The organism is Stenotrophomonas sp. ATs4 (assembly GCF_051861585.1).
Classification (GTDB): Bacteria; Pseudomonadota; Gammaproteobacteria; order Xanthomonadales; family Xanthomonadaceae; genus Stenotrophomonas; species Stenotrophomonas maltophilia_AS.
Window position 1 is genome coordinate 15,754 of the sequence record NZ_JBLYPK010000009.1, and the last position, 18,970, is coordinate 34,723.

An 18,970-nucleotide genomic window follows, 5' to 3' on the forward strand; every position below is an offset into this window, starting at 1 on the left:
GAAAAGTAACATTTGCATCTATTTATGATTCATTCACGTTTCCATCACTGGCGTCATCAAAGGTCGGGCCGCCGCGCTGCGTGGCTTCCTCCAGTGTCGTGTGTATACTATCCCCCAGTATAGTTTCTGGATGGCTTGGCATGCCGCATTCGCCCGAAGAGAAGAAGAAGGTGCTGGCCCGCGTGCGCCGCATCCGCGGCCAGTGCGATGCGCTGGACCGCGCGCTGGAAGCCGGCGCCGACTGCGGGCCGGTGCTGCAGCAGATCGCCGCCATCCGTGGAGCGGTCAACGGCCTGATGTCCGAGGTGATGGAGGCCCATCTGCGCGAGGAGTTCGGCCAGCCTGCGGCCTCCGATGAACAGCGCGCCGAACGCGTGCGCGACATGAGCGCGCTGATCCGCTCCTACCTGAAGTAAACGACGGCGCAACCGCTCGCCGTGCATCCTGTTTTCCTTACGTTTCTGGAGAGTCCACCATGAAGTCCCGTGCCGCCGTCGCCTTTGGTCCCGGCCAGCCGCTGCAGATCGTCGAGATCGACGTCGCCCCGCCGAAGGCCGGCGAAGTGCTGGTCAAGATCACCCACACCGGTGTCTGCCACACCGATGCGTTCACCCTGTCCGGCGATGATCCGGAAGGCTTGTTCCCGGTGGTGCTGGGCCATGAAGGCGCCGGCATCGTGGTGGACGTGGGCGAGGGCGTGACGAGCGTCAAGCCCGGTGACCACGTGATTCCGCTGTACACCGCCGAGTGTGGTGAGTGCCTGTTCTGCAAGAGCGGCAAGACCAACCTGTGCGTGTCGGTGCGCGCTACCCAGGGCAAGGGCGTGATGCCTGATGGCACCAGCCGCTTCAGCTACAACGGCGAGCCGCTGTACCACTACATGGGCTGCTCGACCTTCAGCGAATACACCGTGGTGGCCGAAGTCTCGCTGGCCAAGATCAATCCGGAAGCGAACCCGGAGCACGTCTGCCTGCTCGGCTGTGGCGTCACCACCGGCATCGGTGCGGTACACAACACCGCCAAGGTGCAGGAAGGCGACAGCGTGGCGGTGTTCGGCCTCGGTGGCATCGGCCTGGCGGTGATCCAGGGTGCGCGCCAGGCCAAGGCCGGCCGCATCATCGCGGTGGACACCAACCCGTCCAAGTTCGAGCTGGCGCGCGAATTCGGTGCCACCGACTGCATCAACCCGAAGGACTTCGACAAGCCGATCCAGCAGGTCATCGTTGAAATGACCACCTGGGGCGTGGACCACAGTTTCGAGTGCATCGGCAACGTCAACGTGATGCGCGCGGCGCTGGAATGTGCGCACCGTGGCTGGGGCCAGAGCGTGGTGATCGGCGTGGCCGGTTCGGGCCAGGAAATCTCCACCCGTCCGTTCCAGCTGGTGACCGGTCGCAAGTGGATGGGCACCGCCTTCGGCGGCGTGAAGGGCCGCAGCCAGCTGCCAGGCATGGTGGAAGACGCGATGAAGGGCGATATCGAACTGGCCCCGTTCGTCACCCACACCATGGACCTGGACAAGATCAACGAGGCCTTCGACCTGATGCATGAAGGCAAGTCGATCCGTTCGGTGGTCCACTACTGAGCCGCGTCATGGGCTGGCTGGATGCCCTGCGCCGGCCGCGTGCGGAAGACCCGCGCGCGGCCCTGGTGGCCCCGATCGAGCAGGCGCTGCGTGCGCTGGGCTGGGTAGTGGGCGAGGTGGGGCCTCCGCGTGCGGTGACCTCGGCCTTCGGCAGCGACGATGGCATGCCGTTCGAGCAGTGGCTTGCGCAGGTATTCCTGCCGCGCCTTTACGAGGCGCGCGCGGCCGGGCAGTGGCCGCCGCGCAGCGATGTGGCCGTGGCGGCCTATCGCAATCTGGATGGCCAGCCTGGCGTGGAACCGTTGCTGCGCCTGCTGGCGCAGCTGGATGAACTGATCAACAAAGGCATCCACGCCGCGCGTGGATAAGCCGACCACGGTCGGCATCTACCAGAAGCACGCGTGCGCTGACGCGCCGCGCAGGAGAGCACCATGGAACGCATCGAACACCGCGCCTGTTTCGGCGGCTGGCAGGACGTCTACCGCCATCATTCCACCACGCTGGGCTGCGACATGCAGTTCGCCGTGTACCTGCCACCGCAGGCGGAAACGCAGACGCTGCCGGTGCTGTACTGGCTGAGCGGCCTGACCTGCACCGAGCAGAATTTCATTACCAAGGCCGGCGCGCAGCGCTATGCGGCCGAGCACGGCGTGATCATCGTCGCGCCCGACACCAGCCCGCGCGGCGATGACGTGGCCGACGCCGACGGCTATGACATCGGCAAGGGCGCGGGGTTCTACCTCAATGCCAGCCGTGCGCCGTGGGCGAAGCACTACCGCATGCACGACTACGTGGCGCAGGAGCTGCCGGCACTGATCGAGGCGAGTTTCCCGGTCACCGATGCGCGTGGCATCAGCGGCCACTCGATGGGTGGTCACGGTGCGCTGGTGATCGCCCTGCGCAACCCGGGGCGGTACCGCAGCGTGTCGGCGTTCTCGCCGATCGTTGCGCCCAGTCATGTGCCGTGGGGACAGAAGGCGTTCCATGCCTACCTCGGGGACAACCCGGCCGACTGGGCACGGTGGGATGCCAGCGAACTGATCGCCATAGCCAGTGAGCGACTGCCGTTGCTGGTCGACCAAGGCGACGCCGATGAGTTCCTGCAGACACAGCTGCAGCCGCAGCGCCTGCAGCAGGCCTGCGATGCGGCCGGGCACCCGCTGACCCTGCGCCTGCAGCCGGGCTACGACCACAGCTACTACTTCATCGCCAGCTTCATCGGCGAGCACATCGCCCACCACGCCCGCGCCCTGCACGGCTGACGGCCTCCGGAAAAGGGGACGGAGGGGATTAAGTCGCATTTGCCGCTGTGCCGCAAACGACTTAATCCCCTCCGTCCCCTTTTTTTACGTGGCCGTGGCGCGGGCAGGGCTATCGTGCGCCCATACGGCCTTGCGGATCGGGGGATGCATGCCGGTAGTGCTGGCGCTGCTGTATGTGCTGTGCCACGGTCTGGTCGTGGCCCTTTGGCCGGACCCCGCTGGTGCGGGCTCCTTCGTGTTCCTGACCGGTGCCCCGTTGCTGGCGGCGGCCGCCTGCCTGTGGCGGGCACGCCGCGACCGCGCCGCGCTGGGCTGGCGCGCCACGGCGCTGGCGTTGCTGCTATGGGCGGGGGGCATGGCGGTCAACATGGTCGACGCGCTCGGTGCCGGCCGTGCCGACGTCACGCCGCAGGCCAGCCTGTTCCTGTATGTGCTGTACGGCGTGCCGCTGGTGTTCATTCTGGCCCGTGCGCGTCGCGAGCGGTCGAGCATCAGCCTGATCGATGCGGCGATGGCCGCCTTGCTGGGCGTGCTGTTCTTTGTGCACGCGCAGTCGTTCGCCGCCCGCGTGGACATCGACGACCACGCGTTGTCCAACATGCAACGCATGTTCGATATCCAGAACCTGTGCATTGCCGGCTTCGCGGTGGTGCGCTGGTTGGCTGGCGATGTACCCGAGCGGCGCAGCTTCTTCCGTGCGTTGGCGCTGTATGCGGTGGCCTACCTGCTGGTGGCCTATTACATCAACCACTACACCTCGGAAGATTCTTTCGGTGCCTATAACGATCTGTTGATCGACCTGCCGTTCCTGCTGCTGGCGTTGCTGGCGCTGAGCCAGGCACCGGTGCCCGGCTCAGTGCCGCACCCACGGCTGGCGCGCACAGTACAGGCCGCGGGTCCGATGATCCTGCCGTTGCTGCTGCTGGTGGTTGGTACGCTGGTGGTGGACCACGCCCGACCGTTGGCGCTCAGCGGGTTCGTGGTGGCGACGCTGGGCTTCGGCCTGCGCAGCATCCTGCTGCAGACCGATCTGATGGAACGCCAGGCTGGCCTGGACCAGCTGGCGCGGCAGGACGGCCTGACCGGTGTTGCCAACCGCCGCGAGTTCGATGCACTGCTGCTGGCCGAGTGGAACCGCGCGCGGCGCAGTGGCAGCGAGCTGGGCCTGCTGCTGGTGGACATCGATCACTTCAAGGCGTTCAACGACCAGCACGGTCATCCCGCCGGAGACCGTTGCCTGCAGACCGTGGCTGCGGTGTTGAAGGGCATCGCCGGTCGTGCTGGCGACAGCGTTGCGCGTTATGGCGGCGAAGAATTCGCGGTGATCGTACCGGCAAGCCCGCTGTCGGGTGTGCTGGCACTGGCCGAACGCCTGCGCGAGGCAGTGGAAGTGCTGCCGTTGCCGGAGGGGCGGGTCAGCATCAGCGTTGGTGTGAGCTACCTGCATCCACCGGCACTGGCCAGCGCGGACCAGCTGCTGGCCGATGCCGATGCTGGCCTGTACGCCGCCAAGCGCGCCGGCCGCAACCGGGTGGTCCTGCATGTACATGTGCTCGATGACGAAGGCGGCGCACACGGCACGATCGACTGCTGAATGCCATGGTCGCTCATCCCTGCGCGAGATCCCGGAGTGCCGCGGGCGCGGGTCAGCGCGGCCGTTGCCATCCGGCCGGGTCGAGCAACCTCAGTCCAACCGGGGACAACGAGCGCTGCCGCAACGGCAGGTTCGCCGCCTGCACGGCAGCGGCGCAGCGTGCCAGCTGCCGGCGTAGTGGTGCCAGCGCGTCGTCTTCGCGTGGGCGTGCGTGCCGCCATTGCGCAATGCGCAGCAGGCAGACCAGCAGGTCCAGCTCGGCGGCGGCGATGAACGGAGAGCCGGGCGGCAGCAGGTCGATCGGGGCGGTGGGCGTGGCCAGCAGCGGCAATAGGCCGATGAAGGCATCGCAACCTTCCGGGTCGAGGCCGAGGCCGCTCAACTGTGCGAGTCCATCGGCTCGATGGTCAGGGTCGCGCAGCAGGCGTATGGCCACCAGCAGCGCCTGTTCGCTACCACTGAACTGGCGGCCGAAGGCGCGGTAACTGACCCGGGTGGGGAACAACGGGGAACGGGAGGCCATGGCAGCTAGGGTTGTGGGTCGCGGGTTTCCACCAGCACCGGACAGGGCGCGTGGTCGATGGTCCATTGCCCGATCGAGGGTTCGAACAGGCGCTCCAGGCGGGACAGGTGGCGGTGGCCGATCACGATCAGGTCGCATTTCAGGCGGCGGGCCTGGTCGCTGATCACTTCGCCGGGGTCGCCGGAGGGGATCTGGGCGATGGCGTCGACGCCGCGTTCGCGCAGTTCAGCCAGTGCTCCTGCCAGCACCGCCTCGGCGCGCGAGCGTTGGCGGGCGGCTTGCGGGTACTCGATGCGGTCGGCTTCGCTGGCATCGGCGGCCAGTGCGAATTCGGGGTCGAGCACGCACAGCAGGTGCAGTCGGCTGCGGGGGCCGGCGATGGCCGCAGCAAGGTCCAGCACGCGTGCGTGCTGGGGGCCACCGTCCAGGGCGACCAGCAGGGTAGTAAACATGGATGTCTCCTTGGCAGGACGGGGATGGTCGCCGATGTCACCGCGCGCACCCATGCCGTGCACCGCAGTCAATGAATGCGTCAAACGCAATTAACCGTGATTACAAGTGTCGTAGAGTCATCTGATTTACTGGAGACTGTCATGCCCCTGCCCGACCTGAACCTGCTGCTGGCACTGGACGTGCTGATCGACGAATGCAGCGTGGCCGCTGCCGCGCGACGGATGAACCTCAGCGCGCCGGCGATGAGCCGCACCCTGGGCCGGATCCGCACCGCGCTGGGCGACCCGGTGCTGGTGCGTGCCGGCCGCGGGCTGGCCCCCACGCCGCGTGCGCTGCAGCTACGTGAGCAGGTCCGCGACGTGATCGAACAGGCCCACCGCGTGTTCAACGCAGGTCGCGAAGTGGACATGCAGGTGCTGGAGCGCACCTTCAGCGTGCGAGCCAATGATGTGTTCGTTGGCAGCTACGGTGGACGCCTGCGCGAAGTCTTCCGCGAGCAGGCACCCCATTGCACGTTGCGCTTCGTTCCCGAGGGCGACACCGACGATGACGCGATGGTGCAGGGGCGAATCGACCTGTACATCAGCACGGCGGGCCGACACAGCCCGGAGACCAAGGTGCAGCACCTGTTCACCACGTCGCTGCTGGGCGCAGCCCGTGCGGACCACCCGCTGTTCGATGGCGAAATCAGCGCCGAGCGCTTTGCGGCATGCGATCACATCGCTGTTTCCCGGCGTGGATTGACCCATGGGCCGATCGACGAAGAGTTGGCGATCCTCGGCCTGCAGCGGCGCGTGGCCGTCGTCATTCCCACCTTCCACGGTGCGATCTTCGCTGCTGCCGATTCCGATCTGGTATTGCCGCAGATGCCGAGCGTGATGCTTGAGCGCATCGCCTACATGGGTCTGCCGCTGCGCATGTTTCCGCTGCCGGTGCCGGTGCGTACGGTGGCGTTGGTGCAGGCCTGGCATCCGCGCATGGACAACGATCCGGCGCACCAGTGGCTGCGTCGTGCGATCAAGGACATGTGCGATGCCAGCGAGGATGGCCGCCGCTGATGATCCGGAGGCGTGCGCCTGACGCATGCCTGTGATGCCGGGAACGCCATTTTTCGCAGGTTACCGGCTCCCTAGACTGCGCTCCCCGGAGTTTCACTGAGCGCATTCCAATGACCCCCAACATGCCGTGCAATGCACGGATTGGTGCCCGGCGATGAGTACGCCGGCCGCCACTGTCCCAGCCGCCGCAGCGCCTCGCCCTGCCGCCGCCCCCGGGCTCGACCGTCGCGTCCTGGTCGGCCTGTGTGGCGTGCTGCTGGCGGTGCTGGTATCGGGCTTCAACGAGAACATCACCAAGGTCGCCCTGGCCGACATCCGTGGCGCGATGGGTTTCAGCGTCGATGACGGCAGCTGGATCGTCGCCCTTTACAGCGCGATGTCGGTCAGCGCGATGGCCTTCGCACCGTGGTGTGCCGCCACCTTCTCGCTGCGCCGTTTCGCGCTGGCGATGATCGGTGGCTTCATGGTGCTGGGCGTGCTTTGCCCGCTGGCCCCGAACCTGCAGGTGTTCCTGCTGCTGCGCGCGCTGCAGGGCCTGTGCGGTGGCGCGCTGCCGCCGCTGCTGATGAGCGTGGCGCTGCGCTTCCTGCCGCCCGGCATCAAGCTGTACGGCCTGGCCGGCTACGCGCTCACGGCCACGTTCGGCCCGAGCATGGGCACGCCGCTGGCCGCGTTCTGGGTCGAGCAGGTGGGCTGGCACTGGGCGTTCTGGCAGATCGTGCCGTACTGCCTGGCAGCGATGGCAATGGTCAGCTGGGGCCTGCCACAGGACCCGCTGCGGCTGGAACGCTTCGCCCAGTTCGATGGCGTCGGCCTGCTGCTGGGCCTGCCGGCGCTGGTGCTGCTGGTGCTGGGTCTGGTGCAGGGCCCGCGCCTGAACTGGTTCGACTCGCCGATGATCACGCTGATGATCGGTGGCGGTGCCGGCCTGATGGTGCTGTTCATGATCAATGAATGGTTCCACCCGCTGCCATTCTTCAAGCTGCAGCTGCTGACCAACCGAAACCTCAGCTACTCGCTGGTGACGTTGGGCGGGGTGCTGTTCGTGCTGCTGGCCGTGATCTCGATTCCCTCCGGCTTCCTGGCCAGCGTGCAGGGCTACCGTCCACTGCAGACCGCACCGATGCTGCTGTGGGTGGCGCTGCCGCAGGTGATCGCGTTGCCGCTGGTGGCGGCGCTGCTGAACATCCGCGCGGTGGATTGCCGCTGGGTGCAGGCCACGGGGCTGGCGATGCTGGCGCTGGCCTGCTGGCTGGGCTCGCACCTGGATGTGGCCTGGATCCGCGACAACTTCCTGTGGGTGCAGCTGCTGCAGGTGTTTGCCCAGCCGATGGCCGTGCTGCCGTTGCTGATGCTGGCAACCAACGGCCTGCCGCCACAGGACGGCCCGTTTGCCTCGGCGTGGTTCAACACGGTCAAGGGCTTCGCTGCAGTGCTCGCCAGCGGCGTGTTGGATGCCGTGGCCCAGGGCCGCCGTCATTTCCATTCCACCGTGCTGGTCGACCGCCTTGGCGAGCAACCGTGGCTGGCCGATGGCCCGCAGCTGGGCGCGCGCCTGCATGCACAGGTACAGGCACTGACCTCGGCCGACCTGTACTGGGTGGTCGCACTGGTGGCGCTGGCCTTCATTCCCCTCATTGCCTGGATGCCTACCCGTATCCATCCGCCACGTGCCGTGGCCTGAACCTTTCGCAGGAACCCCCTCATGACGATCAATCGAACCACTCTCAATACCGGCCTGGGCCTGGGCGTGCTGGCCCTGGCCATCGGCGCCTGGCTGCTGCTGCGCGATGGCGGCCACCAGTCCACCAACAATGCGTACGTGGTGGCGGACTACACCCTGGTGGCGCCGAAGATTCCCGGCTTCGTCAGTGCCGTGGAAGTAGAAGACAACCAGTCGGTGAAGGCCGGCGACGTGCTTGCCCGCATCGACGACCGCGACTACCAGGTCGCCCTGCAGGCGGCCCGTGCCGACCTCGCCAATGCCCAAGCACAGCTGGCCAACGCACAGGCCGCACTGGCCCAGCAGGACTCGCTGATTGAACAGGCCAGGGCCAGTGTTGATGTCAGCCGTTCCGAGCTGACCCTGGCCAGTGCCGACCAGCAGCGTTACCGCGAGCTGGCCCGTGACGGTGCCGGTACCGTGCAGAACGCGCAGCAGGCGCAGTCGAAGCAGGCCGTGGCCAGTGCCCATCTGCAGCAGGGCCAGGCCGCGCTGTCGACCGCACGCCAGCGCACCGACATCCTCAGTGCTGGCGTGCAGGCGGCGCAGGCGGCGGTGCAGCGTGCAGAAGCGGCGCAGGCACGCGCCGAACTGGATCTGTCGCACACCGTGCTGCGTGCACCGATCGACGGCATGGTCGGTCGCCGTGCGGTGCGCGTGGGTGCCTACCTGACCCCGGGTACGCCGGTGGCTGCGGTGGTGCCGCTGAAGCGCGCCTTCGTGGTCGCCAACTTCCAGGAAACGCAGATGACCCGCATGCAGGCCGGCCAGCAGGTCGAACTGAAGGTGGACGTGTTCCCGGGCAAGCCGCTGCGCGGGCACATCGACAGCATCGCACCGGCCACCGGCGTCACCTTCGCTGCGGTCGCACCGGAGAACGCCACCGGCAACTTCACCAAGGTGGTGCAGCGCATTCCGGTGAAGATCGTGCTGGAGCCGGGCCAGCCGCTGCTGGACCAGCTGCGTGCTGGCATGTCAGTGGAAGCCAGCGTTGACCTGGGCAGCCGCGCGCGCGCGCAGAGCGTGCAGCACCGCCCGGGCCACAAGAGCGGGGAGGGTGCATGAGCGCAGTCACCGTGTTCCGTACCATCGTTGCGGCCACCCTGTGCACGGCCCTGGCGGCCTGCACGATGGGCCCGGACTTCGTACGCCCGCAGGCGGAACTGCCCGGCCATTGGCAGGGTGAGGCTGTCGCCGGCAACGCCATCGACCAGGACGCAGGCTGGTGGGCCGGTTTCGATGATCCGCTGCTGGGGCAGCTGGCCAGCCAGGTGCTGGCGGCCAACCTGGACCTGCAGCTGGCGGCCAACCGTGTGCAGCAGAGCCGCGCCGCACGCGGCATCACCTCCGCCGATCGCCTGCCCAGCGTCAGCGCCAACGCCAGTGGCGTGCGTGCACGCAACAGCGAAGTGGGCCTGAATGATCCGTCCGGCAACGGTGGCCGTGATGACTACGGGCTGTTCCAGGCCGGTATCGGCCTGAGCTGGGAGCTGGACCTGTGGGGCCGCGTGCGGCGCCAGGTGGAAGCGGCCGACGCGCGCGTGCAGATGGCCGAGGAGGATGCACACGCCGTGCGCATCGCGCTGCTGGCGGAAACCGCGCGTGATTACCTGCAGCTGCGTGCGACGCGGCAGCTGCTGGTGATCACCGAGGACAACCTCAGCATCGCCCTCGACATGAAGCGCCTGACCGAGGCGCGCCAGCAGCAGGGCGTGGCCAGCACGCTGCAGGTGTCCAGCGCATCCGCACAGGTGGCATCGCTGCAGGCACGCATCGCGCCGTTGCGGCATCGCGAATCGCAGCTGCGCAATGCGCTGGCGTTCCTGCTGGCGCAGCCGCCGCAGGCGCTGGACGCGCAGCTGCAGGATGCACGCCGCGACTGGCCGGCGTTGCCGGCCGTAGCGGTGGGGTTGCCCAGTGAACTGGCCGAGCGCCGCCCGGACATCCGTCGTGCCGAGGCGGCACTGCATGCGGCAACGGCTGGCATCGGCGTGGCCAAGGCCAGCTTCCTGCCGCGCATCACCTTGAATGGCGACGCGGGCTTCCAGGCCAAGCAGCTCGATGACCTGGATGGCTGGAACGCGCACCGTTTCAGCATCGGGCCGTCGATCAGCGTGCCGATCTTCCAGGGTGGGCGACTGAAGGCCAACCTCGCGCTGAGCAGGCTGCAGCAGCAACAGTCGTCGCTGCAGTTCCGCCGTACCGTGCTGCAGGCCTGGCATGAAGTGGACGACGCCATCGATGGCTACAGTGCCGAACAGCAGCGCACGGTGCAGCTGCACGTGGCGGTGGACGAGAGCGAGACCGCACTGGGCGCAGCGCGCCGGCAGTACCAGGCCGGCGTGGTCGACATGCTGGATGTGCTGACCACCCAGCGCATCGCGCTGGACAACCAGGCCGCACTGGCCAACAGCCAGGCCACGGCCGCGATCGCGCGGGTGGAGCTGTACCGCGCGCTGGGTGGTGGCTGGTAGGGATAGGGAAACGCCGGGCCATGCCCGGCGGCTCGTCGGTAGTGGCCAACCTTGGTTGGCGGCTTTTTTTGAAGTGCCAACCAAGGTTGGCGTCTACCAGAGCATGGTCATCGGCACCGGGTCCATCACGACACGGGCACGGTAGCGCCGGGCCATGCCCGGCGGGCGGGTGCCTCAACGTACGTCGCGCAGTTCCCAGTGGCTGCCGGCCAGCAGGCGCAGGCGCTGCTTGAACACGTCACTGTCGATGCGGGTGGTGGCCACCAGGTTGATGCGCAGGTCCTTCTGCTCGCCGGTCACGGTGGCATCCGGGTCGGTCACGCCCCACTGCGGTTCCACCGCATCGGGGTCGGCCTGCTTGGCCTTCCAGCGCTCGAACAGCGTGCCGCTGCGCAGGGCGTCCTGCAGCTCTTCGGCGAAACCGGCGGCGCCCTGCGAATGGAAGGACAGGTCAGGGTCGTTGCCGCGGGCCTTGGACGGGTCGGGCAGGCTGATGTGGTACTGCGCAGGCATGGAGTTCTCCTTGAAGTGCGGGAAGACTGGCACAACCGCGGTGGAATCGATGTGCAGATTCCCAACGCGGTTGGCTCTCACTCGAACCGATGCGGCCCATCGGCGAAGCCCACGGTGACCGCGCCCTTGCCGACGTTGACCATGCCGGTCAGGCTCATCACCGATTCGTACACGGTCACGCCATGGGTGGCGCAGACCTCTTTCAGCTGTGCGTAGCCGGGCAACGTGCGCAGCTCTTCCAGCTCACCGCCGTAGCTGATGCATACGGTCGGTGTCATCAGCCCGGCACGCACGCGCTGGCCGACCACCGCGAACAGCTTCTGCACGGCATTGTCGAACCCCTTGATCTTGGCCACCGGCCCAGTCTCGCCACGGTAGCCATGCAGCACCGGCTTGATGTCCAGCGCGCTGCCCAGTGCGGCGCTGAGCAGGCCGACACTGCGGTCGCCCTTGTGCCGCGCACGCGCACGCATGTAGTACAGATCGCGGGTGACCATGTAGCCGTGCACGTTGCTGGCCAGTTCCTCCAGCCGCTCACGGATCTGCTGCACGCTGGCGTTGCTGTCGCGCAGGCGCACGGCTTCCACCGCGGTCACCGCCTGCGCGGCGAACAGGTTCTGGGTGTCGAGCACGCGCAGCGCGAACGGCGAATTGTAGCCCGCCGCCTGTCGCACTGGCTTGTAGTCGTTGAGGATAGCGAAGCTGGCCTGCAGCGCGTTGTCGTGGATCGGGCTGCGGGTCTTGGTGATGGTCATGCAGAACACGTGGTCGTAGTCGATCACCAGCTGCTGCAGGAACAGGTCGCGGATCTGGTTGACGCTGAAGGGGATGGTCTCCGCTTCAGCACCGTGTTCGGCCACATGCGCATGCAGGAAGCTCAGCGTGGCCTGCTCATCGCGATGATCGGCCAGCACGGCTTCACCGATCCGTACGGTGATCGGCAGCAGCACGATGTTGTGGGCGGCAATGAAGTCCTGCGGCAGGTCGCAGGCCGAGTCGACGACGATTCCGATGCGCATCCGCGGCTCCCCCTCCAGGGCGGTTGTAGGTTCGGAAACGTGAAATCTATCTCAAATCCCAGCCCGGCGCGCGAGGGAAACGCGCCACGCCCTGTTCAGCGACTGCGCTGCACCGCCACCGGCAGGCTGGCCACGCGCTCCCATTCCGGCTGTTGCAGCAGGCCCGGATCGGCCAGCACCGCGGCCATCAGCGGGTGTGCGTCATTGCCCCAGAACAGCTCCCCGTCAATGCTCAGGGTTGGCACGCCGAACACCCCGGCGGTGATCGCGGCCTCGGTGTTGCGCCGCAGCTGTTCCTTGACCGATGGTTCGGCGATGGCTGAGGTGACATCCTCGACACCCAGCCGCGCAGCCGGCTCGCGCAGGGCATCAGCACTGTCGGCGGTATTGCCGTCGCGCCAGATCCAGTCGAACAGAACATCCACTGCCTGCACGCTGGCACCGGCGGCCAGGCACAGGCGCAGTGCCGGCAGCGGGTTGAAGGGATGGCCCGGCGGGAACCGCAGCGGCGTGCCTTCGGCCTGTGCGGTCCACAGCAGCTGGCGGTAGATGAAGCGGCGTTTGGCCGGAATCTCCGCTGGCCCGAGGTTGCCAAGGTGATGCAGTACTGCACCGAAGGCGATCGGCACGGACTGGATCTGCGCGAACTGCGGCAGCTGTTTCAGCTTCTGCCAGTGCAGGTAGGAATAGGGCGAAACGAAGTCGAAATACCAACGCAAAGCGGCCATGGATCGGTCCTCGTGTGCGGTCAGGGGTGCGCGTTGCGCTGCAGGTAGCGGTCGCGCAGTTCTGTCTGCCGCGAGCGCATCGGCATTGCGCGGCCGCCCAGCCACACCTGTTCGGCATAGTGCGCCACGTCCAGCGGGTCGCCTTCCCACAGCACCAGGTCGGCACGCTTGCCGGGTTCGATGCTGCCGATCTGGTCGGCCACGCCGAAGGCCTGCGCCGGTACTCGGGTCAGCCCGGCCAGGCCGTCGGCCCAGGGCAATCCGTTGGCCACCGCGTTGCCGGCCAGCTGGCGCATCTTGCGTGCGTTGTGCGAGGCATCGCCGCGCTGCACGAAGGAGACCGCCACGCCGGCACGCTGCAGCCGCGCGGCGTTTTCCAGCGTGGCTCCGATCTGGTCGAAGCTGGCCGGCAGGTTGGCCAGTACGTCGACGAATACCGGCACGTGCGCCGCGGCCAGTTCCGGTGCCAACTGCCAGGCTTCGCTGGCCCCGGCGATGGCGATCTTCACCTTCTCGCGAGCGGCCCAACGCAGCAGCTGGCGGATGTCGGCGGCGCGATCCACCTCCACCACGATGCGGCCCTGGCCGGCCAGATAGCGGCTGAGCGTGCGGCGCCCGGCCGGCGTCAGCAGCGCGTGCGGCGAGTCCGCAGCCACCTGTCCGCGTGCTTCGTCGATCATCTGCTGCAGCAGCATCCACTGCGCGGCGCGCGAATGCCCGGTCAGCTCGGAGGCTGCCGCACCGATGCGCAGGAACAGGGCACGCGGGCCAATCGGGTCGGCGCTGCCGTCCAGCCGCATCACGCCGCCCTGGCCCGCCACGAAGCCACCGCCGATGGCGGCGCCCAATGCAGTGAAGCCGATGCCTTCCAGGCGCGTTACCGGAATCAGCACCGAAGCCGGGTTGTAGGCGAGGGTGACGTCGAACTCCGGGCGCAGCGGTTGCTCACCGATCTTCAGCGAGCTGTCCACCGTGCTTGATTCACCCGAGACCTCTTCGATGCCGGTCTCGGTGATGCCGCCGAACAGGGCCGGTGTCAGCGGCCGGCCGTTGGCTTCGACCACGGTGGCGTCAGCGGGCGCTGACAGGCCGGTGCCCACCGCACGGATGATGCCGCCCTGCACCAGCACATCGGCGTTGTGCAGGCTGCCGCGGGTGCTGGCGGTATGCACCGTGGCGTTGCGGACCAGCAGGTCCTGCGCCGATGCCGTGGTTGCCAGCAACAACAGCGCCACCACGGTAGCGCCGGGCCATGCCCGGCGACGTTCGTTCAACGCGCCCATCAGCGCACCTCCTGGCCAAGCTGGAAATCAGAACGCGGCGTCGCTGCCGGCGCGCTGCGGTCGTACAGGCGGCGGCCGTCGATGAAGACCTGTTCGGCCAGCGCGTAGGAACTGAAGGGGTTGCCGTTCCACACCACCACATCGGCCATCTTGCCGACCTCCAGGGTGCCGGTCTGGCCTTCGATGCCAAGCGCCTTGGCGGCGTTGGAAGTCATCCAGGTAATGGCGTGTTCGGGCGTGATCTCCGGCATGCGCGCACGGCGCGCTGAGGCCATCACCTTGGCCGCCTCCTGGTTGAGGCGCTGGATGCCTTCGGGCGAATCGGAATGCACGATGGCGCAGCTGTTCTTCGGCCGGTCGACCAGCGCGATGTTCTCCGGAATGCCATCGAAGGCTTCCATCTTGAAGCCCCACCAGTCGGCCCACAGCGCACCACAGACGCCGTCGGCGGCCAGCCGGTCGGCCAGCTTGTAGGCCTCCACACCGTGATGGAACGCGGCCACCTTGAAGCCGAACTCCTTGGCCAGGTCGAGCATGGTGGCCATCTCGTCGGCGCGGTAGCAGTGGATGTGCACGCGGATATCGCCTTCGATGGCGCCTGCCAGCGTGTCCAGTTTGAGATCGCGCTTGCCGCCGGCATCACCGGCACTGTCGCCCTTGTCGCTGCCGAACCAGCCCGTGCGCTTGGCCGGCTTGGGTTTGTTCTTGGCGATGTAATCGGCGGCATCGATGAAGGCCGCGCGGTAGCCGGCCACGTTGCCCATCCGCGTGGCCGGGGTCACGCCCTTGCCTTCGCCATAGACCCGCTTGGGGTTCTCGCCGCAGGCCATTTTCAGTCCCCATGGCGCACCGGGGAACTTCATCGCCTGGTAGGTGATGGCGGGGACGTTCTTCAGGGTCACGCCGCGGCCACCCACCAGGTTGGCCGAGCCGGGCAGCACCTGCATGCTGGTCACGCCGCCGGCCAGCGCGGTGGCGAAGCCCGGGTCCTGCGGCCAGACCGAGTGCTCGGCCCAGACGTTGGCGGTGACCGGTGCGGTCATCTCGTTGCCGTCGCTGTGCGCGCCGACGCCCGGGCTGGGGTACACGCCCAGGTGCGAATGCACATCGATCAGACCCGGGGTGACCCACTTGCCCTGTGCATCGATGCGGGTGACGCCGGCGTCGGCCTGCAGCTGGCGGCCGACCGCCACGATGCGGCCCTCGCGCAGCAGCACGTCGGCGTTGTCCAGGCGCTGGCCGGTACCGGTCAGCACGGTGGCGTTCTGGATCAGCACCGGCGCATCGGGATGTGCCTGGTAGGTGCTGGGGTAGGGATCGGCCACGAAGCGCGAGGCGCCCACCGCCGGTGCCGTGCTCAATGAAAGCAGCGCCAATGCCACCCCGGCGCGCAACAACGTCGATGCCATGCAGTTCCCCCTCGCGGCGTAGTCCAGCCGCCGACGCTAGCCGGGCGACGGCGTGCTTGCCAAGTGACCTTCTTCACAGGGCGGCACGCGGCGTCTCGACGGCATCGCCCCGCTGGCCGAAAATAGCCGGCACCCCGCCGTACCGGACCGTCCATGAAGAGCAAGCAGGAAATCGTCGACAACTGGCTGCCGCGCTATACCGGCGTGCCCCTGGACCAGTTCGGCCAGCATATCCTGCTGACCAACTTCGGAGGCTACCTGCATGCATTCTCCGAGCTGACCGGTGCACCGGTCATCGGCCTGGACCGGCCGATGGCCAGTGCCACCATCGATGGCATCACCATGATCAACTTCGGCATGGGCAGTCCCAATGCCGCGATCATCATGGACCTGCTGTCGGCGGTGATGCCCAAGGCGGTGCTGTTCCTGGGAAAGTGCGGCGGCCTCAAGCGCAAGAACCAGCTGGGCGACCTGGTGCTGCCGATCGCGGCGATCCGCGGCGAGGGCACCTCCGGCGACTACCTGCCGCCGGAAGTGCCGGCGTTGCCGGCCTTTGCGCTGCAGCGCGCGGTTTCGACCATGATCCGCGACCTCGGCCACGATTACTGGACCGGCACCGTCTACACCACCAACCGCCGGGTCTGGGAGCACGACGAGACCTTCAAGGAGCGGCTGCGGGCGATGCGCTGCATGGCCATCGACATGGAAACGGCCACCGTGTTCGCTGCCGGCTTCGCCAATCACATACCCAGCGGCGCGCTGCTGCTGGTTTCAGACCAGCCGATGATCCCCGACGGGGTCAAGACCGAGGCCTCCGATGCCAAGGTCAGCTCGCAGTTCGTGGAAAACCATATCCAGATCGGTATCGAGGCGCTTAAGCTTATCCGGCGCAACGGCAAGTCGGTCCGCCACCTGCGCTTCGACGAATGATGATGAAGGCCGGGCGCGGGGCGTCCAGGCCCAGGAGTAGGTAATGGACGTTGCCGCGCAAGTGGTGGAATTCTGGAAGGAGGCGGGCCCTGCGAAGTGGTTCGCCCGCGACGACGCGTTCGACGCGCAGTTCCGCCAGTTGTTTCTGGATGAGCATTTCGCAGCGGCCGCGCGCGCGCGCGAGCATTGGCTGGGCAGTGCCGAAGGGGCGCTGGCCCTGATGCTGCTGCTGGACCAGTTCCCGCGCAACTGCTTCCGCGGGACTGCGCATTCCTATGCCACCGACGGCCTCGCCCGGCACTACGCCATGCGTGCCATCGAGGAAGGCCTGGACCTGCAGCTGGTGCCCAAGCTGCGCGCCTTCATCTACCTGCCGTTCGAGCATTCCGAGGATCCGCTGGACCAGGACCGCTCAGTGGCGATGTTCGACGTGCTGGGTGACAAGGAATACCTGCAGTACGCCGAACTGCACCGCGACATCATCCGCCGCTTCGGCCGCTTCCCGCACCGCAACGCGGTGGTTGGCCGCATTCCGACGCCGGAAGAACTGGATTACCTGGCCGAAGGCGGGTTTGCCGGCTAGGCGGATTCCGCTGCATCCACGCATGGCGTGGATCTACTGGAAACTTCCGATGCTGTACACGACAAACGCCGGCTTGCGCCGGCGTTTGTCGTGGTCATCGATCGCAGCCGATCAGTACTTCGGTACGCCGTTGTCCACGTCTTCGGACCAGGCATTGATGCCGCCGGTGACGTTGAACACCTTGGTGAAGCCCAGGACGCGGAACTGCTCGGCGGCCTGTGCGCTGCGGCCACCGTGGTGGCACATGAAGGCCAGCGCGGTGTCCTTCGGCAGGGCTTCCAGCTCGGCACGGCCATTGCCGTCGAAGCTCTTGAACGGCACGCCCACGGCGGCGATGGCGCGCTCGTCGGCCGGGCGCACGTCCACCAGGGTGATGTTGCCGGCACGCACCAGGTCGTCGGCATCACGCACACTGATTTCCTGCACCGGCTTGGGCGCGTTCGGGTTGTCGATCGCCAGGCCCTTGCCGCGGATGTCGTCCACCCAGTCGATGGTGATGCCGTTGGCGCGACGCGCGCTGGCCAGGTCGAACTGCACGCGCAGGCCGTTGGACTCGGCGGCAATCGCGCCTTCGTCGTGCGGGGCCAGCTGGAAGTTCGGCTGGAAGCCGGCGTCGATGCTCAGCTGCAGGGCGGCACCCGGGGCGTCGGCCAGCGCGCCCTTGAGCATTTCCACCGCGGCCGGGGTAACGGTGATGCTCGGCGGGGTGCGGTCCGGCGCGGCCAGGCCGAGCACGCTGCTCAGTTCGCCGCTGGCGGCCATCTGCAGCACGATGTCACTGCCGCCGACCAGTTCGCCGTCGATGTACAGCTGCGGGATGGTCGGCCAGTCGCCATAGGCCTTGATGCCTTCGCGGATCTCCGCGTCGGCCAGCACGTTGACGTGGGCGAACTCCACGCCCAGGTCCTGCAGGGCGCCCACGGCCTTGGCCGAGAAACCACACTGCGGCATCGACGGCTGGCCCTTCATGAACAGCACGACGCGGTTGTCGTTGAGGATGGTTTCGATGCGCGAACGCAGGGCGGGATCGAGGGACATGGACGTCGGGGTTCCGGGAATTCGAATCGTCAATTCTAACCCCCACGGCAACGTGGGGGATGAGCAGCACAGGAACATTGCGTCGCAGCCCGTCGCAGCGCGGGCGGGTCCTGTCAGGTGGGGCGTCGCAGCGGGGCCTGATCCTGGTCCAGGCCGCGGTCCGTTGGGTATGCCTCAGGCCGTCCCGCCGAGCAGGTGCGCGGCCTGAGGCAGCGCCCGTTCGCTCCACAGCGCGTACATCCGCGCCGAGGGGTGCAGGCCGTCCTCGGCGATCATCGCCGGATCGGTGCCGCGGTCACGGCTGATATCGGTGATATCGACGAAGGCTACGCCCAGCCGGGTGCTGATCACTTCGGCGGTCGCGTTGAACTCGTCGGTTTCGATTTCGACCGCGGCCAGGTCACGGCCACTGCCGGCACCGAACGGGGTCGCGCCCCAATCCGGGAAGGACAACACCAGCACGCGGCCGGCATCCCCGCCGGCGAAGCCGATCGCCCGCTGCAGCAGAGCCTGGAACTGGTCGCGGTACTCGTCCAGCGGGCGCCCGCGGTACTGGTTGTTGACGCCGATCAGCAGGCTGACGAAATCGAACGGCCCCTGCGGCGCAGCCGCATCGATGCCGGCGTCGAGCTCATCGGTGGTCCAGCCGGTGGTGGCGATGGTCTGCGGGTCGGACAGCTCAATGCCCTGCGCACGCAGCGCGGCAGCCAGCTGGTACGGCCAGCGGCCTTCGACTGCAACCGCTTCACCGATGGTGTACGAATCGCCCAGCGCCAGGTAGGACAGGGCCACGGC

Annotated in this window: 20 protein-coding genes; 11 read left to right on the forward strand and 9 right to left on the reverse strand. The window is 67.4% G+C overall.

Going from position 1 to position 18,970, the window contains the following annotated elements; genetic code table 11:
* Window positions 1–140 precede the first annotated feature (140 nt).
* The 5 genes from frmR (at window position 141) to ABR323_RS16185 (ending at window position 4,441) form a co-directional block, all read left to right on the forward strand.
* Window positions 141–416, forward strand: coding sequence for a formaldehyde-responsive transcriptional repressor FrmR (gene frmR / locus ABR323_RS16165; protein WP_005411009.1), 276 nt, complete (start codon window positions 141–143; stop codon window positions 414–416).
* A gap of 59 nt (window positions 417–475) precedes the next feature.
* Complete coding sequence (locus ABR323_RS16170) at window positions 476–1,585, forward strand: S-(hydroxymethyl)glutathione dehydrogenase/class III alcohol dehydrogenase (RefSeq protein WP_439450031.1); 1,110 nt, start codon at window positions 476–478, stop codon at window positions 1,583–1,585.
* Between the two features lie 8 nt (window positions 1,586–1,593).
* Window positions 1,594–1,953: a YqcC family protein gene (locus ABR323_RS16175; protein ID WP_439450032.1), complete on the forward strand. Its 360-nt coding sequence runs from the start codon at window positions 1,594–1,596 to the stop codon at window positions 1,951–1,953.
* A gap of 63 nt (window positions 1,954–2,016) precedes the next feature.
* Entirely contained in the window at window positions 2,017–2,847 is an 831-nt protein-coding gene (fghA, locus tag ABR323_RS16180; protein WP_439450033.1) for an S-formylglutathione hydrolase, read from the forward strand.
* 148 nt (window positions 2,848–2,995) lie between these two features.
* The gene (locus tag ABR323_RS16185) at window positions 2,996–4,441 is read left to right on the forward strand and encodes a GGDEF domain-containing protein (RefSeq protein WP_439450034.1); all 1,446 of its coding nucleotides are present in this window, start codon (window positions 2,996–2,998) and stop codon (window positions 4,439–4,441) included.
* A 52-nt stretch (window positions 4,442–4,493) separates the two neighbouring features.
* Here ABR323_RS16185 and ABR323_RS16190 read toward each other — a convergent pair whose 3' ends face one another.
* Both ABR323_RS16190 and ABR323_RS16195 read right to left on the reverse strand, forming a co-directional pair.
* On the reverse strand, window positions 4,494–4,964 hold the full coding sequence (locus ABR323_RS16190) for a hypothetical protein (protein WP_439450035.1): 471 nt from the start codon (window positions 4,962–4,964) through the stop codon (window positions 4,494–4,496).
* A 5-nt stretch (window positions 4,965–4,969) separates the two neighbouring features.
* Window positions 4,970–5,416 (reverse strand): universal stress protein, encoded by a 447-nt coding sequence (locus tag ABR323_RS16195; protein WP_439450036.1) that lies wholly within the window; start codon window positions 5,414–5,416, stop codon window positions 4,970–4,972.
* Window positions 5,417–5,557: 141 nt separating this feature from the next.
* On the opposite strand from ABR323_RS16195, the gene ABR323_RS16200 reads away from it, so the two are divergent.
* From ABR323_RS16200 to ABR323_RS16215, 4 genes are all read left to right on the forward strand, one after another.
* On the forward strand, window positions 5,558–6,475 hold the full coding sequence (locus tag ABR323_RS16200; protein WP_135275063.1) for a LysR family transcriptional regulator: 918 nt from the start codon (window positions 5,558–5,560) through the stop codon (window positions 6,473–6,475).
* 154 nt (window positions 6,476–6,629) lie between these two features.
* Complete coding sequence (locus ABR323_RS16205; protein WP_439450037.1) at window positions 6,630–8,159, forward strand: MFS transporter; 1,530 nt, start codon at window positions 6,630–6,632, stop codon at window positions 8,157–8,159.
* A gap of 21 nt (window positions 8,160–8,180) precedes the next feature.
* On the forward strand, window positions 8,181–9,263 hold the full coding sequence (locus ABR323_RS16210) for an HlyD family secretion protein (protein WP_439450038.1): 1,083 nt from the start codon (window positions 8,181–8,183) through the stop codon (window positions 9,261–9,263).
* Complete coding sequence (locus ABR323_RS16215) at window positions 9,260–10,672, forward strand: efflux transporter outer membrane subunit (RefSeq protein ID WP_439450039.1); 1,413 nt, start codon at window positions 9,260–9,262, stop codon at window positions 10,670–10,672. The genes ABR323_RS16210 and ABR323_RS16215 overlap by 4 nt, the downstream gene beginning before the upstream one ends.
* Window positions 10,673–10,846: 174 nt before the next feature.
* Here the strand turns inward: ABR323_RS16215 and ABR323_RS16220 are convergent, their stop codons facing one another.
* The 5 genes from ABR323_RS16220 to ABR323_RS16240 all read right to left on the reverse strand — a co-directional run bounded on the left by ABR323_RS16220 (window position 10,847) and on the right by ABR323_RS16240 (window position 15,624).
* Window positions 10,847–11,185, reverse strand: coding sequence for a hypothetical protein (locus ABR323_RS16220; protein ID WP_439450040.1), 339 nt, complete (start codon window positions 11,183–11,185; stop codon window positions 10,847–10,849).
* Between the two features lie 77 nt (window positions 11,186–11,262).
* Complete coding sequence (locus tag ABR323_RS16225) at window positions 11,263–12,204, reverse strand: DegV family protein (protein WP_439450041.1); 942 nt, start codon at window positions 12,202–12,204, stop codon at window positions 11,263–11,265.
* 95 nt (window positions 12,205–12,299) lie between these two features.
* Complete coding sequence (locus ABR323_RS16230; protein ID WP_439450042.1) at window positions 12,300–12,932, reverse strand: 2-hydroxychromene-2-carboxylate isomerase; 633 nt, start codon at window positions 12,930–12,932, stop codon at window positions 12,300–12,302.
* A gap of 20 nt (window positions 12,933–12,952) precedes the next feature.
* Window positions 12,953–14,215: an amidohydrolase family protein gene (locus tag ABR323_RS16235; protein ID WP_439450043.1), complete on the reverse strand. Its 1,263-nt coding sequence runs from the start codon at window positions 14,213–14,215 to the stop codon at window positions 12,953–12,955.
* A complete protein-coding gene (locus ABR323_RS16240) occupies window positions 14,215–15,624 on the reverse strand; it encodes an amidohydrolase (RefSeq protein WP_439450044.1) in 1,410 nt (469 codons plus the stop codon). The genes ABR323_RS16235 and ABR323_RS16240 overlap by 1 nt, the downstream gene beginning before the upstream one ends.
* Window positions 15,625–15,777: 153 nt before the next feature.
* On the opposite strand from ABR323_RS16240, the gene ABR323_RS16245 reads away from it, so the two are divergent.
* Window positions 15,778–16,554: an AMP nucleosidase gene (locus ABR323_RS16245; protein ID WP_135275053.1), complete on the forward strand. Its 777-nt coding sequence runs from the start codon at window positions 15,778–15,780 to the stop codon at window positions 16,552–16,554.
* A gap of 43 nt (window positions 16,555–16,597) precedes the next feature.
* The gene (locus ABR323_RS16250) at window positions 16,598–17,137 is read left to right on the forward strand and encodes a DUF924 family protein (RefSeq protein ID WP_135275052.1); all 540 of its coding nucleotides are present in this window, start codon (window positions 16,598–16,600) and stop codon (window positions 17,135–17,137) included.
* 111 nt (window positions 17,138–17,248) lie between these two features.
* Here the strand turns inward: ABR323_RS16250 and grxD are convergent, their stop codons facing one another.
* Both grxD and ABR323_RS16260 read right to left on the reverse strand, forming a co-directional pair.
* Entirely contained in the window at window positions 17,249–18,175 is a 927-nt protein-coding gene (grxD, locus tag ABR323_RS16255) for a Grx4 family monothiol glutaredoxin (protein WP_439450045.1), read from the reverse strand.
* A gap of 174 nt (window positions 18,176–18,349) precedes the next feature.
* The gene (locus ABR323_RS16260) at window positions 18,350–18,967 is read right to left on the reverse strand and encodes an SGNH/GDSL hydrolase family protein (RefSeq protein ID WP_439450046.1); all 618 of its coding nucleotides are present in this window, start codon (window positions 18,965–18,967) and stop codon (window positions 18,350–18,352) included.
* Window positions 18,968–18,970: the final 3 nt, after the last annotated feature.